General features: G+C 44.7%; 16 protein-coding genes and 1 pseudogene. 5 read left to right on the plus strand and 12 right to left on the minus strand.

Annotated features, from left to right (window positions below; all coding sequences use genetic code 11):
* Positions 1 to 115 precede the first annotated feature (115 nt).
* From BCT49_RS13855 to BCT49_RS13890, 8 genes are all read right to left on the minus strand, one after another.
* Positions 116 to 880 carry a hypothetical protein gene (locus BCT49_RS13855; RefSeq protein ID WP_102433524.1) on the minus strand — a complete coding sequence of 255 codons (765 nt, stop codon included), beginning with the start codon at positions 878 to 880 and terminating at the stop codon, positions 116 to 118.
* Positions 840 to 1,307, minus strand: coding sequence for a hypothetical protein (locus BCT49_RS13860; RefSeq protein ID WP_102435961.1), 468 nt, complete (start codon positions 1,305 to 1,307; stop codon positions 840 to 842). Before BCT49_RS13860 ends, BCT49_RS13855 begins: the two co-directional genes overlap by 41 nt.
* Positions 1,294 to 1,833, minus strand: a complete 540-nt coding sequence (locus BCT49_RS13865) for a hypothetical protein (RefSeq protein WP_102435963.1) — start codon at positions 1,831 to 1,833, stop codon at positions 1,294 to 1,296. The genes BCT49_RS13860 and BCT49_RS13865 overlap by 14 nt, the downstream gene beginning before the upstream one ends.
* Entirely contained in the window at positions 1,826 to 2,143 is a 318-nt protein-coding gene (locus tag BCT49_RS13870; RefSeq protein WP_086774729.1) for a hypothetical protein, read from the minus strand. The genes BCT49_RS13865 and BCT49_RS13870 overlap by 8 nt, the downstream gene beginning before the upstream one ends.
* A gap of 64 nt (positions 2,144 to 2,207) precedes the next feature.
* Positions 2,208 to 4,037: a replication endonuclease gene (locus tag BCT49_RS13875; RefSeq protein WP_102435966.1), complete on the minus strand. Its 1,830-nt coding sequence runs from the start codon at positions 4,035 to 4,037 to the stop codon at positions 2,208 to 2,210.
* Positions 4,037 to 4,231 (minus strand): hypothetical protein, encoded by a 195-nt coding sequence (locus tag BCT49_RS13880; protein WP_054542926.1) that lies wholly within the window; start codon positions 4,229 to 4,231, stop codon positions 4,037 to 4,039. The genes BCT49_RS13875 and BCT49_RS13880 overlap by 1 nt, the downstream gene beginning before the upstream one ends.
* A gap of 9 nt (positions 4,232 to 4,240) precedes the next feature.
* The gene (locus tag BCT49_RS13885) at positions 4,241 to 4,471 is read right to left on the minus strand and encodes a hypothetical protein (RefSeq protein WP_050621032.1); all 231 of its coding nucleotides are present in this window, start codon (positions 4,469 to 4,471) and stop codon (positions 4,241 to 4,243) included.
* 9 nt (positions 4,472 to 4,480) lie between these two features.
* Positions 4,481 to 4,735 (minus strand): pyocin activator PrtN family protein, encoded by a 255-nt coding sequence (locus BCT49_RS13890; RefSeq protein ID WP_017078248.1) that lies wholly within the window; start codon positions 4,733 to 4,735, stop codon positions 4,481 to 4,483.
* Positions 4,736 to 4,875: 140 nt separating this feature from the next.
* Between BCT49_RS13890 and BCT49_RS13895 the strand changes: the two genes are divergently transcribed.
* The 3 genes from BCT49_RS13895 (at position 4,876) to BCT49_RS13905 (ending at position 6,865) form a co-directional block, all read left to right on the plus strand.
* Positions 4,876 to 5,487: a S24 family peptidase gene (locus BCT49_RS13895; protein WP_017078247.1), complete on the plus strand. Its 612-nt coding sequence runs from the start codon at positions 4,876 to 4,878 to the stop codon at positions 5,485 to 5,487.
* Between the two features lie 440 nt (positions 5,488 to 5,927).
* Complete coding sequence (gene zur / locus BCT49_RS13900) at positions 5,928 to 6,386, plus strand: zinc uptake transcriptional repressor Zur (protein ID WP_102435968.1); 459 nt, start codon at positions 5,928 to 5,930, stop codon at positions 6,384 to 6,386.
* A gap of 17 nt (positions 6,387 to 6,403) precedes the next feature.
* Positions 6,404 to 6,865 (plus strand): chemotaxis protein CheX, encoded by a 462-nt coding sequence (locus tag BCT49_RS13905; RefSeq protein WP_017059940.1) that lies wholly within the window; start codon positions 6,404 to 6,406, stop codon positions 6,863 to 6,865.
* 142 nt (positions 6,866 to 7,007) lie between these two features.
* On the opposite strand, the gene pgi is transcribed toward BCT49_RS13905, so the two are convergent.
* Entirely contained in the window at positions 7,008 to 8,660 is a 1,653-nt protein-coding gene (gene pgi / locus BCT49_RS13910; protein ID WP_102435970.1) for a glucose-6-phosphate isomerase, read from the minus strand.
* A gap of 325 nt (positions 8,661 to 8,985) precedes the next feature.
* Here pgi and BCT49_RS13915 point away from each other — a divergent pair, with 325 nt between their 5' ends.
* The gene (locus BCT49_RS13915; protein WP_076669148.1) at positions 8,986 to 9,405 is read left to right on the plus strand and encodes a secondary thiamine-phosphate synthase enzyme YjbQ; all 420 of its coding nucleotides are present in this window, start codon (positions 8,986 to 8,988) and stop codon (positions 9,403 to 9,405) included.
* A gap of 117 nt (positions 9,406 to 9,522) precedes the next feature.
* Here BCT49_RS13915 and BCT49_RS13920 read toward each other — a convergent pair whose 3' ends face one another.
* From BCT49_RS13920 to BCT49_RS13930, 3 genes are read right to left on the minus strand one after another with little or no spacing between them, the layout of a single operon-like run.
* Positions 9,523 to 10,728 (minus strand): BamA/TamA family outer membrane protein, encoded by a 1,206-nt coding sequence (locus BCT49_RS13920; protein ID WP_102435972.1) that lies wholly within the window; start codon positions 10,726 to 10,728, stop codon positions 9,523 to 9,525.
* A 2-nt stretch (positions 10,729 to 10,730) separates the two neighbouring features.
* Positions 10,731 to 11,816, minus strand: coding sequence for an alanine racemase (alr, locus tag BCT49_RS13925; RefSeq protein WP_198595865.1), 1,086 nt, complete (start codon positions 11,814 to 11,816; stop codon positions 10,731 to 10,733).
* Positions 11,817 to 11,820: 4 nt separating this feature from the next.
* The gene (locus BCT49_RS13930) at positions 11,821 to 13,212 is read right to left on the minus strand and encodes a replicative DNA helicase (RefSeq protein WP_017107440.1); all 1,392 of its coding nucleotides are present in this window, start codon (positions 13,210 to 13,212) and stop codon (positions 11,821 to 11,823) included.
* Positions 13,213 to 13,282: 70 nt separating this feature from the next.
* On the opposite strand from BCT49_RS13930, the pseudogene BCT49_RS13935 reads away from it, so the two are divergent.
* A pseudogene (locus BCT49_RS13935) lies at positions 13,283 to 14,261 on the plus strand (DUF481 domain-containing protein).
* Positions 14,262 to 14,388: the final 127 nt, after the last annotated feature.

The raw sequence follows: 14,388 nt of genomic DNA on the forward strand, positions 1-14,388 counted from the left end.
CGACGTTGGATTGTGAATAATCAAATTGAGCGTTTATCAAATAGGAGTGAGGAAAAAAAAGGAAGGGAAAGTAACCTATAGGTTGAACGGGTAACCTATAGGTTAAAAAGGTCGATTAACGGTAGTTTAAATTGAGCTTAGAGCCTGACTGACAGTTAAACGCTTTGTGCTCGATGTTGCCGATACCATCACCAATCAATAAGTATTCGGCTATCGGTTTACCAATGCGTTCTTTATTGACCTTGGCAGACTTTAGCCCCGCCACGATATTCACATCCAACCCGCGTTTATCCGCTATCCAGTGAGCATCACTCATTGAGTTAACCGCGCCTACCCACCAAACACTTGATTGTTCAGTCACGGTTTTTGGTACTTCTTGCCCTCGTTGAAACACCGTATGCACCACCAGACCGTATTGACGACCTCCGCGCAAAAGCTCACCCGCACGACCTCGAAGCTTGCCCGAGGTTTCTACACATGACGCCAATTCTTCGATAACGGTATAGAGCTGGCTAGCTCGACCGTTACCCACCGACCACACCACCGACGCAAAGAACTCTAATTCGTCGGCTGTTGCCCCATTTGCTGGAATGTAGGCCAGCTTAAACGAGCCACCGCGACGACGCGCCATAATGAGCGTTTTGACAAAGGTTAAGCGTGATGAAGTGCCGTGGCACATTTGGCCTTGAAATTTACTCCCTGCGTAGTTGGTGTAGGGGTCAAAAAAGACCGCTTGAGCCGTTTTAGGGACTAGCCCCAAATGCTTAACGGCTGAGGTTTTACCTCCTCCTGTTCCCGCCACATAAATGGTGTGCTCGGCATCATGTGACGGGTTCGAGTTAACGGGGTTCGGTAGGGCTAGGGGCTTCGGTTTTTTCACCGTCCACCTCCTTTGATTGTTGCAACATGAGCAATTGCTTTTTAGAGGCATAAATCAAACCAAGAACCGCAAGCAATAAGGTGGCCTCTTCGATGTAATCCCCAAACACGCCCATAAGCGTACTACCGTGTTTTGCAAAGACAGGCTCAGCCGCATCCATCACCGCTTGCTTACCTTTACCGTCAAACTCAAATTCAACTCCCGAAATGATGGAGGTCGCTTGCTCGCTTAAGGCAAACAAAATATTCAGCAAGCCCGCCATAGCTTCCGTTTTATCTTCGGTTACCGTCTCGGTTGGCTCGGTTAAGCCAACTAAATCGCTCTCGGTTTTTTCTTGTTCTTCAAGCTGATGAATAACGGAGCCAAAATCCCCCCAATCATCCAGTTCAACTTGTTCACCTGGTAAGGTTTCGTTAACTTGCTCCATGCTCACCCCCTTGCGGTTGTTCGGCTGAGGCTTTCGGTAGCAGTTGAGACACCGCCCAAACAATAAAGATAACCGATGCTAACCCCGTGATTACTCGTTTAAAGGGGAATTTGCTTGGGGTCTTTTCTGTTTTTTCATCATCGACCGTATCGGTTATCTCTCGGTTGGAAACCCCGTCTTTACTGGCTTCATCCACTTGCACCGATTCGGTTAACTCAATTGCATCGATAAGGTTAGGCTCGGTTATCAAATCCGACTCAATAACCGAACCTTTCTCGGTTAGGTTCGGTTTAAGTTCGGTTAACTCAGCAACGGAATTAGCTTTGATGAACTCCGTAACCTTTTTGCTATTCGAACTATTGCCGCACTCAGGGCAACGGTAATACATCAACCCAATGTTACGGCTGTTTTTTGGTGGCTCACCAGACGCGATCAATTGCCCCTCACCCACTTGGTGAGTGGTGGCGGCAGACTGGCAAACAGGACAAGCAATATACCCACGAACAGGGTTTTCATATTTAGCCATGTTTCACCTCGACGCTTTCCACATCTCCAAGTTGCTCTTGGTTGGCCACGACGACAGCGCGGTATTTATTGCGCGCCACCCCATTAAGTTTTTCGAGTTGCTCTAATTGCTCAAATAGATTGACGGGAAGCCCTAGCGCCTCCAGTGATAAGTTGCCACCCATCAACATTCCCATGGCTTTTTTCATGAGCTTGCTGGTATCCATTTCTTTGAAGCGGTCGATTTCTACTTTCATGTTGCTGGTTAGTTTGTCAGCCGCGTCCAAAGCGGCTAAATCTCGCTGGCATTCTTCAAGCGATAGTATTTTCATTTCAATCCTCTGTCTCACGACGTTGTTTAGTGTTTAGCCCCTGATTCACATCGTTGGCAATGGTTTAATACACAATCAGACGATTGTTTCTAAAGCTGATATTCGTGTATTTATCAATTTGAACTTTAGCCCCCCGCATTAGCGGTGAGATTAAGCATTGGACTCCCTCCACGCTCCATCCGGTCACGCGTTGAAGATGTTCAACTAAGGGAGAGTTACAGTTATTTTCAGTGCTCCAAGGTGAGACGCTCCGCGCCTCTTGAAGACGCTTCACGTCTTTTTTCTTAACGAGCGAATAGCACTCGCTAGAGGTTTCGATAAGACGACCGAGCCAAGAAAAGCCGATCACCTTTTTAGTGGTTTCACCGTATTGGTTTTGTTTTGATTGGTAGGCAACTTTTGCACTATCAGCCAATTGGCAGAACAGCGACCACTTCGAAGAATCTGCCGCTTGACGCAGCTCTTCGAGCTTTGGGTCTATCATGGTCTGTTCCGGTTTTGCCCTGCGTAGATTTCGCCAAAGGGAAACAGGCTTACCACCAAATTGCTGAAACTGACGGATTCGGTGAGTGGAAGCCCAAGCACGAGCACGATAAGCAGATTCTTCACCCTCGTTTTCTGGCATGTGCTTACCGTTGATGTTCTTCGATACGTATTTGGCAATATAGGCAGTCGCCCCGCCCTTTTTTGGATCAGCCTCTTTCACATCAAAACGAGGCGAAATATCAGAACCTAGTTCGTGCTCATCCTCAGAGATAGCGCACGACTTTAAGGTTTCGATAATGAAGTCTTTATCGTCAGGCGAACAAAACAGAAAGTAGTGAGCATGACTGGTCGCGTCTTTGTGTGGTTCAGCCACTCGAAAACCAAAATAATGAATCTCTTCTTTCGCTAGCAGTGCTCGGCCTAACGCCCATTGCTGCATGAGAACTTGGTGGCCGTCTTTGATGCTCGCACCATTCCACTTTTTAGAGACTCGGTGGTATTTACTCGGCAACGTCCAAGTAATAAAGAGCGCGGTATAACCTAAGTCTTGAGCCAACTCTTCAAAGCCACGAGATCGCACCATCATTTCAATACGACGGTTTTCTGGATTCGCAGTAGTTCGCTTGACCACATCCTCAAGATTGAAAGAATCGCCCGTCTCGTTATTCATCACTGCCATAGTTTCAAGGAACGCTTTAGCGTCTCGCTGTTTCTGTTTCCAGTTGGCAAATGACAACGCACTGATCACCGGTGACTGATGTTTTCCCTCACCAACTCGCTCAAGCGTGATTTGTGAATACTCAATGTATTGTGCTCGGAGGTGTAACAAGCGTCCCTCAATCCAAGACTCGGATTGCATCTTTAATACGGCTACCTGTAGGTCTTGTTCTAACTCTTCCGCTTTCTTGTCGCGCTTTTTAAGGTTCACTTGTGGCGCGTTAACATGAATCGTTTTTAGTTCAGCTTCCTGCAATTGGTAAACATGCTCTATCGCATCTAAAAAGCTTTTGAACACTTCGGGTTGGCTTTCTTCGGTAAGCAGTAACGCGCACTTATCAGCGAACGTTTTTGCTAGTTCACTAACGGCATCATCACGCATCAAAATATCGTGGCTTAAAGGTTGAGTTCGGCTCTTAGCGCGACTATCAACAAACGGGAATTTGTCTTCAATGAAGTGAGCTCTTTTCAGCCCAAATTTAACTGCATCTTCTGCCGCTAGTATCAGATTTTCTTTGGTAGGGTTTTGGCGTTGTTTACGCTTGGCTATTTTGCGCTTCACATCGTTACGCACGATTTTAGGCAAGCGAGGAAAGAAGCGTTTAGTGAACGCAGAGTAACGAGTGAGTTCCCCTGCGTCACTTTTAGCTTCCATGTTAGCAAGTGCGGCTATCATCGCTTGTTCGTTCATTACAGCCCCGTACACGAATTATTTGTGCAAACGTAATTCATCGGTCTAGCTTTGCGCTTTGAACGCTTCGACAAACCATGTTTTTCACGTAACTGCTCTATCAAATGAATAGAGCGTTCGCGTAGTTCCGGTTTTGGGTCAACCATGCCAAGCATATCGGGACAAGGTAGGTGGATAGGGTCAGAAACGGTCATATGAACCCCCTAAGCAAATTTTCGAACGGCAACGATTAGTCCCGTTTCACGGAAATGCTCTAGCCTTAATCGTAATGAGATCTTGTTATTCTTGAACTCGGCCTCATACGCAGCAAAATAAACATTCGAGTAATAAGGATATTTCTGGCCAAGACTAAAAGCTGTATAAGCCGACGCTTTCCCTCTGATAACTAACCGTAAACTTTTGAAGTCTTGTTTGAGTTGGTTGGTATTTTTCATAAGTCCCCCTTAAAGATTCACTGATTGCCATTCGGTTTTAGCTTGCTCATATCGCTTGTCGATATAGGCAGCTAAGTCATCAATTTTGATTAAGGTCGGGCTACGCTCTGAATCACGCAACTTGAAGGTAGGAACGGGAAAGTCACAAGCTTTCGCTCTTTGTTCAGCTGTTCTTGAGGTAATACCAAAGAACTCTTGGCTGACTTGTTTCAACTCTACCGTTGGGTTTCCGAAACGGGCTAATAACGCAAAGTTTGTATTCATAGCTCACCTATTAATCTATTATCTAAGCAACAAAATGAGACTCTAAGCGATTCAAAACCGTCCTAATCGTCCCTAAAGCGATTGAATAATATTAACGATGAGACGCTATTGCAACGCTTTTATTTTAATAGAGGTGCCCTTTGAAAACTATTGATGAACAAATAACAGAACTTAAGCAACTAACAAAAACAGCAAAAATTACAGATTTATCAAAGGCTTTAGGTGTTTCACCGTCCACAGTTAGAACATGGCGATCACGCGAAAAAATACCTGAAAATATTTTTCTTAAAGCTGAAGAAATGGCACAAGAACGAGACGGTTTCGGGACACCTAAAGGATATATGACTCTAGATTTCTATGATGTGGAAGTTAGCGCAGGACATGGCGCACTTGTAGAGAGGGAAGAGAAGTCGACTGAAATAGTCTTTAGTGAAGAGTTCATAAGCAAAAGTATTGGCGTTAACCCTAATGAAGTTTTCTTGATGCCCGTTAGAGGCGACAGCATGGCGCCAACACTAAAAAACCAAGCGTTAGTTATGGTTCACAAAGTTGATGAGTTTTCTGGAGACGGTGTTTATGTCTTTCGCTTCGACGGCCAACTGATGGTTAAGAGACTTCAGTTCATGCCAAAGGTGATTAAGGTGGTTAGTGACAACCATACTTATGAAAACTGGGAATTACTCAAAGATGATCTGAAGAATGAAGATTTTCAGATTATTGGAGAGGTTGTTTGGTCAGGCCAAAGAATGTAGCGCGTAGAAGTATTTATTGAGTGCGGTACTCCTATAGTACCCCTCAAACTAGCTCAGCCCTTGCTAAGGCTGCTTAATCAATCCAATCGAGCATTGGAGCGACGGACAACCTACATGAATGTGTCATGGCAAAGTACCCTAGTAGCGAGTCAAAAAAATATGCTGGAATACCCAGCAAAAGCAAGGTCGGCTATTGTAAATGCTATGCCTTGATTGTGCTATATGAACTTTGCCTCACACTTTTTTATAAACCTATTCACCAGATCTCTAATTCAGCCTCATTAATCAGTTATGCCTTGAGTCACAATGTCATTTTGAGTTACCTTGTCTTATTCAAAGTCGTGGGTCACAATACGCTCTGTACCTGACTTTAATAGAAATCATTGGCTCCCCAAATAAAGTAACCTAGAAATAGTGTTTGATTAGGGATGTCCGATTGAATGGTGAAAAATTTGGACCACACATTGATAGAGCAAGTTGAAGGGATATGCGCATCACGAGGAGTTAGACTAACTCCTCAACGAAAGCGTGTGTTTGAGCTCATCCTCTCTAATAAAAAAGCCTCCAGTGCTTATGAATTGTTAGAGCAATTAAAGCAGAGTGAACCGCAAGCCAAACCTCCTACAGTTTATCGCGCTTTAGATTTTTTGTTGGAACAAGGTTTCATTCACCGAGTTGAGTCTACCAACAGCTTCATATGTTGCTGTTCATGCAATGCAAACCAACACTTTTCGCAGCTCTTAATCTGCGATAAATGTGGGACAGTAATAGAGCTACAAGACGATGCTCTTATCACTCAACTCGCTAACAACGCGGAGAAGCACGGTTTTCAATTGACGAATCACGTTATTGAATCTCATGGTGTATGCCAAGCCTGCTCCTCTGACATGAAAGAATAAGATTATAGAAGAACATTATGCGCGCTGAATTTGTAAACCCGTTTTTAGCTTCTTTAATGAATGTGCTAAAAACGATGGCTTCTCTAGAATTGAAGCCACAAAAACCGAGAGTCAAGAAAGATGAAATAGCTCGTGGTGATGTATCCGGCCTGATTGGTATGGTGGGTACACAATCTCGTGGTTCAATGTCGATCACCTTTGATGAAGGTCTTGCACTAGAAATCATGGAAAACATGTTGGGTGAGCGACCGAATGGCTTGAACGAAGAAGTGACCGATATGGTTGGTGAAATTACCAACATGGTGACTGGCGGCGCAAAACGTATTCTTGCTGAAAGCGGATTTGATTTCGATATGGCAACGCCGATCGTTGTTTCAGGTAAAGGCCACACGATTCGTCACAAGTGTGACGGAGCAATCATCATTATGCCTTTCTCATCTCAATGGGGTAATGCCTTCATCGAGATCTGTTTCGAATAGAGACAACTGCAGTAAATAAAAATACAAAAGGCTGACGTGCATGTGTCAGCCTTTTTTATTGCCCGCGAGATCAACAGACATAAAAAACGCCAACCGAAAGGTTGGCGCTTTACAATTATTACTTGGTGTTACTCAAACAGCCTTAAGCTTTCAGCGCTTTAAATGCGTTGATTAGACCGTTAGTTGAGCTGTCATGAGATGTTACTTGAGCATCATCAGCAAGCTCAGGAAGAATTTGGTTTGCTAGTTGCTTACCAAGTTCTACGCCCCATTGGTCGAAGCTGAAGATGTTCCAGATAACGCCTTGAACAAAGATTTTGTGCTCGTACATCGCGATTAGGTTACCTAAAGTGCGAGGAGTCATTTGCTTAACAAGAATTGAATTCGTTGGACGGTTACCTTCAAATACTTTGAAAGGAGCAAGCTCCGCTGCTTCCTCTGCTGTTTTACCAGCCGCTAGGAATTCAGCTTCTACTGTCTCTTTTGTCTTACCGAATGCTAACGCTTCAGTTTGAGCAAAGAAGTTAGACATCAGCTTCTGGTGGTGATCAGATGCTGGGTTGTGGCTGATTGCAGGCGCAATGAAATCTGATGGGATCAGCTTAGTACCTTGGTGAATCAGTTGGTAGAAAGCGTGTTGGCCGTTTGTACCAGGTTCACCCCAGATGATAGGACCTGTTTGGTACTCTACCGGGTTGCCTTCGCGGTCTACAAACTTACCGTTCGATTCCATGTTACCTTGCTGGAAGTAAGCAGCAAAACGGTGCATGTATTGATCGTAAGGTAGGATAGCTTCTGACTCAGCGCCGTGGAAGTTATTGTACCAAATGCCGATAAGCGCAAGGATAACTGGGATGTTGCTTTCAAACTCAGTTGAAGCAAAGTGGTTATCCATCTCGTGAGCGCCATCTAATAGCTCTACGAAGTTATCGAAACCAACAGACAGTGAGATAGAAAGGCCGATCGCAGACCATAGTGAGTAACGACCACCAACCCAATCCCAGAATTCGAACATGTTGTCAGTATCAATACCAAACTCAGCCACTGAAGCTGCGTTTGTTGATAGTGCTGCGAAGTGTTTAGCAACGTGTGCAGAATCACCCGCTTCAGCCAAGAACCAATCACGTGCAGAGTGTGCATTCGTCATTGTTTCTTGAGTTGTGAATGTTTTAGATGCCACTAGGAACAGCGTAGTTTCTGGGTTTAGAGGCTTAAGTGTCTCAACAATGTGAGTGCCATCTACGTTAGAAACGAAGTGCATGTTTAGACGAGTTTTGTATGGCGTTAGTGCTTCAGTCACCATGTATGGACCAAGGTCCGAACCGCCGATACCGATGTTGACTACATCAGTGATCTCTTTACCTGTGTAACCTTTCCACTCACCAGAAACGATGCGGTGCGTGAACAGTTCCATTTTTGCTAGTACAGCGTTAACAGCAGGCATTACGTCTTTGCCATCAACCATTACTGGTTTGTCGCTACGGTTACGTAGAGCTGTATGAAGAACTGAACGACCTTCAGTCTTGTTGATTGCATCACCACCGAACATCGCTTCAATTGCAGACTTAACTTCAGTCTCGTTTGCAAGAGCAAATAGGTGCTGCATAGTTTCAGCGTCAACTAGGTTCTTAGAGTAATCCACTAAGATGTCAGAACCGAAACGAGTAGAAAAGCTCTCGAAACGCTTTGCATCTTGAGCAAACAGCTCTTTCATATCCATATCTTGAGCAGACTCAAAATGTGCAGTTAGAGCTTTCCACGCTTGTGTTTGCGTTGGGTTGATATTTTTCAACATGGTATCTATCCCGATGTTACTGTAGGTTTTATTCTAAACGTCACTTAAGTGATGAATAGAACCCCCGATTAGGCGAAAGTTTATATTTTTCTGTGATGACCAAACGCGTCACCACTGAAAGATTCTTTGTAATTTTTTTTCACGACGTATTATGCCGCATATGAAGAGCTGTACCTTGAGATAAATCAGGATTAGATTTCCTGATAGAAGAATCGGTACAGACTCTAGCTCTAACATAATTAAATGTGAGCGATACCTGATAAATTCAAGTTCAAAAGATAGCGTTAAACCACTTTTTTTCCAAATACATTATAAAGGATGGCGTATGTGGATTCAGAAGACTATACACCTAAATGCACGAAAGCGTGGATTCCATCTCATTACTGATGAAATTGAACAACAGATACACGATATCAACTCTCTATCTGTTGGTTTATTACATCTCTTTATTCAACATACCTCTGCCAGTCTCACGTTAAATGAGAACGCGGATCCTACTGTTCGTTCCGATATGGAATCGCACTTTAATAAGTTTGTACCCGAGCGTGCCCCTTACTACAGACACACTTATGAAGGCGATGATGATATGCCGGCTCACATTAAAGCATCAACACTTGGCACCAGTGTGACAATACCCATCACTAATGGTCGTTTAGCTTTGGGAACATGGCAGGGCATTTACTTAGGTGAGCATAGAGATTGTGGTGGGAGCCGCACTGTGATCGCTACGATTCAAGGTGAGTAGACTGCTTGAAAGCTAGATCTTTTTAATAAAATCAATACCTTCTAAATAAAAAAGAGTGGTGTGTTTCCACGACCACTCTTATAAAAATAGCATTTGGCCTACCGTAGGCCGAAAGCTTTAGAAGGGCTGGTTTATCATAACCCTAAAGGTCCCTTCATCGCCGCCTCGCGCTAATTCTGCACGAACAACAATACCTTCCACTTGGAAACGAACCGCGCCACCTAGGCTCCATTTCATGTCCGTGTGCAGTGTTTTGATATCGTACTCATCCGCAACGCGTCCTACTTCGGCAAACGCCACCCATTGCCACCAAGGCAAATCGTAGTAGTTAATTAAAGGAATATCACCTAGTGGTTGCCAGTCAGGGATGACTCGGTACTCCGCGGAATAGTGAACAGCAGAACGTCCATGGTAACGTCCACCGGTATAGCCTCTTAATCGATACAGTCCACCAAGTCGAGCTTGTTCTGTCTCAGGTGGACGTGCGCAATCCTGCCCAGAGCAGTTATCCCAGGTTGGTGTATCAGCGGTATAGAAATCGAGTGCCACGACTTGTTGGTCGAACAAGTCGCCTAAAGGGCCTAATGCGAAGTACTGGCTGTTTTGGAACGTCCATTTCAACCACAAGTCATCATTAGACCAACTTTCAGCGCCGGTAGTGAATTCAAGGTTAGTATGAGAACCTTTAGTTGGGTTACGTGTGCTATCACGGTTATCCCAATCCAATGCCAGACTAAAGCCTGTCGCCTCTTCGGTATTATTTAAACCTTCTAGCTCACGAGCGGTATAAAAAGGCGTGAAGATAATCGAGCTGACACCCGAATCGACAGGTGAAGCAAAACTCACATCTTTGATTGGCTGAAAAGCCCCTAACAAGCCATGTTCTGCCACATTGCCCCAAGGCAGCAAATACTTAAACTCAAACTGATAGTTTTGCTCTAAGCCATCGGCAATGGTTTTATCATCAATGGATGAATCGTTATCGCCTTGAGAGCCAATGTAGTAAGGATTGTCATTGAAGCGTGCTTGGTACATCTGAGTACTGAATAAAACATTCTCAGAAAGTGCAAAGTTGAAAGCAGATAAAAAGCCAACATAGCTGTCTTTATCCGAATAGAGTGCCATCCCAAACAGCGCGGCTTGAGGTTGCCAAACACCCTTTGCGACACCAGCAACCCCAAAGGTATTACCCATGGTTTCGGTGCTGAAATAGAAAGGGACAAAGGCGGTATCTTTTTCTTCACTCACCGCGGAAGAAGAAAAGCTGACACCGAGCAATGCCATTGCTGACATTAGCCAGTGTCGAGAGGCTCTCTTGAACATATTTATTTCACGTATTCCATTGCTACACGAGACGTCAGTTTCGTCACGAGTTCGTAAGCGATAGTGCCAATATGTTCCGCGACTTCTTCGGAAGGTAAATCTTTACCCCATAGCGTCGCTTCATCACCTACTTGATCTGCTGCATCAGGGCCAAGGTCGACCGTTAGCATGTCCATGGAGACACGTCCTGCAATCGGTGCTTTTCTACCGTTTACAAACACTGGCGTTCCGTTAGGTGCCATGCGTGGATAACCATCGCCATAACCAATTGCGATTACACCAACCTTGGTATCACGTTCACTGGTCCAGTTCCCGCCATAGCCCACGCTTTCGCCGGCTTTTAAATCGCGAACAGCAATCAAGTGAGAAGTCAGGGTCATCACCGGCTTAAAACCTAGCTCTTGAGCAGTCTTATCTACAAACGGTGACACGCCGTAAGAGATGATTCCCGGACGAACCCAATCAAGGTGGCTATCAGGCCAAGCCAATAGACCCGCAGAAGCAGCAAGTGAACGCTCACCTTCACAACCGTCAGTGAGAGATAAGAAAAGCTCAGTCTGTTCAACGGTAGTTGTTCTATCCAGTTCATCAGCGCAACCAAAGTGGCTCATGTATCGAAGAGGTTTCGCTACATTCGCACATTGATGCAAACGCTCAACAAAGTTTTGGTATTGCTCAGGACGAGCACCTAAACGATGCATACCGCTGTCTACTTTTAGCCATACCACGACTGGTGTTTCTAATTCCGCATTCTCTAGCGCACTTAGTTGCTCTTCACAGTGCACGACAGTTTGGATGTTATTGGTCACTAAGATAGGTAAATCACCCGAAGAGTAAAAACCTTCCAGCAACAAAATAGGTTTAACTATCCCACCAGCACGAAGTTGCAAAGCTTCTTCAATACGAGCGACACCGAAGGCGTCAGAGTTCTTAGAATGCTTAGCGATGTGCAATAGACCATGACCGTAACCATTCGCCTTCACAACCGACATAACTTTACAGTTAGGTGCTTTAGACTTAATCAGTTGAAGGTTGTGTTCCAATGCACCGAGGTCAATGCTCGCTGTCGCTGCTTTCATATAAGTCATTAACTTACTCATCATCAAATGCAGGACCTGCATAGTTATCAAATCGGGAGTGTTGACCTTGGAATGTCAGACGAACCGAACCGATAGGACCGTTACGTTGCTTACCAAGGATGATCTCTGCGATGCCTTTCAGTGAACTGTCTGGGTTATAAACCTCATCACGATAGATAAACATGATCAAATCGGCATCTTGCTCGATAGAACCGGATTCACGCAAATCCGAGTTTACTGGTCGCTTATCAGCACGTTGCTCTAGGGAACGGTTAAGCTGAGAAAGTGCAACAACCGGCACGTTCAACTCTTTCGCAAGGGCTTTTAGGGAACGCGAAATTTCGGCGATCTCTAAGGTACGGTTTTCAGACAATGAAGGTACGCGCATTAATTGAAGGTAATCTATCATGATCATAGAGATACCATCATGCTCACGAGCGATACGTCGAGCACGCGAACGCACCTCTGTTGGTGTTAAACCCGAGCTATCATCGATATACATATTCTTCTTATCCATCAGAATACCCATACTCGATGAAATACGCGCCCAATCTTCATCATCCAATTGACCGGTACGAATCTTGGTTTGGTCGACACGAGAAAGTGACGCAAGCATACGCATCATCAACTGTTCGGCTGGCATCTCAAGAGAGAAGATCAGAACCGGCTTGTCTTGTTTCATCGCCGCGTTTTCACAAAGGTTCATCGCAAAGGTGGTTTTACCCATCGATGGACGCGCAGCAACAATGATTAAGTCAGAACCCTGTAGGCCTGCTGTTTTCTTATTGAGGTCGTTGAAGCCAGTATCGACACCAGTCACACCATCTTGTGGAGTTTTATATAGGATCTCGATACGTTCCAGCGTCTTCTCTAGAATGCTATCTACGTTTTGTGGGCCTTCGTTTTCACTTGCTCGACCTTCTGCAATCGCAAAGACCTTACTCTCAGCTAGATCAACAAGTTCTTCTGAAGTACGGCCTTGAGGATCGTAACCAGAATCGGCAATCTCATTCGCCACACCAATCAGGCTACGTACCAATGCACGTTGCGCCACGATATCTGCGTAAGCGTTAATGTTCGCCGCACTTGGGGTGTTTTTAGCAAGGTCGGCAAGGTATGCAAAACCGCCAACTTCTTCAAGCTGCTCACGCAACTCTAAATGTTCAGAGAGTGTAATAAGATCCAGAGGAGAACTTTCTTCAAGGATATCTTTTACTGCTTCGAAGATCAGACGGTGAGGACGACTGTAAAAGTCCTTGCTCACGACTTTTTCTGAAACCGTATCCCAGCGTTCGTTGTCCAGCAACAAACCGCCAATAACAGATTGCTCAGCTTCTAATGAATGTGGTGGGACTTTGATGGCGTCCACCTGATCGTTGGCTGATTTCTGACTTCTGGTATCCACTATGACTACACTCAATAACTAATAATGATCGTTCATTATACCCAAGAACATGCATTTGTAATGCAATCCTCTGGGATTGTTTTATTCTTCAGTAAGAATTTACCTATTGCTGACTGAATTAACCAAGGGTAGCATTACGATCCTTCCATTCATTCACTGTATAACTAGAGGTATGCGTGTCCAAATCATTGGCTCTGAGCACTGGTATTCTGAGTATTGGTCTCTTGAGCACTCCGTTGGCCTTAGCGGATGATGCTAAAGCCTCTGTTGATGCAATCCTCGACTCGATAGTAGTACCAGAACCTGCTGCTGAGCCGATCGTCGTTGCACCAACACCTGAAAAAGATATGGATATCGCACCGACAGATACAGAGCTGCCTAACCCGCTAAAAACTGAAGTCGAATTTGGATATCAGTCGCATACTGGTAATTCTGATTCGAGATCGTTAAATGCCCGCCTAAATGGTGAGTATACGGCTGGCCGTCATAGAACCAGTGGTGAGTGGAAATACTACAACCTCTACAAAGATGGTGAAGAAGACAAAAGGCAATCGACTTACTCAGCTCAGAGTGACTACAAGTTAAGCCCAAAAACCTACCTCTACGGTAGCTTCAAAGGTGTCGACTCACGTTATAGCGCTTATTTTAAGGACTATACCGTTTCTAGTGGTTTGGGTTATCAATTCTCTAATACCGAAGAATTTGTTTTGGAAGTGGAAGTAGGCCCTGGTTTTCGTTACCAAGAACCGAATCTCGATGAATTAGACGACGATGACATCATCTTTCCAGAGATTGTTGAGGAAGCCATTTTCCGTGGCAATGTGAACACGTCATGGCAAGTGCTGAAGAATCTGCAGCTAAAAGCCGATGTGACATTAGTATCTGGTCACAGCAACCTAAAGTTTGATACCGAATTAGAAGCCATCAACGATATTACTGACAATATCGCACTGAAGATCGCTCACTCTCGCCAGTACCACGATAAGGTACCTGATGGATTAAGCAAAGAAGACTCTGTTCTCTCTATTAACCTGCTCTTTCAGTTCTAATCTCAAGAGCAGTTCTAGTCTCAAGAGCAATTCTAATCTTAACCCCACTTCTAACCTTGAAAACGGTTTGTTCAGGATAAATAGCTTATGGATCACTGTAGGCTTTTTACCTACTGTAACTCTTCCT

Source organism: Vibrio lentus (genome assembly GCF_002875945.1).
GTDB lineage: Bacteria > Pseudomonadota > Gammaproteobacteria > Enterobacterales > Vibrionaceae > Vibrio > Vibrio apostichopi.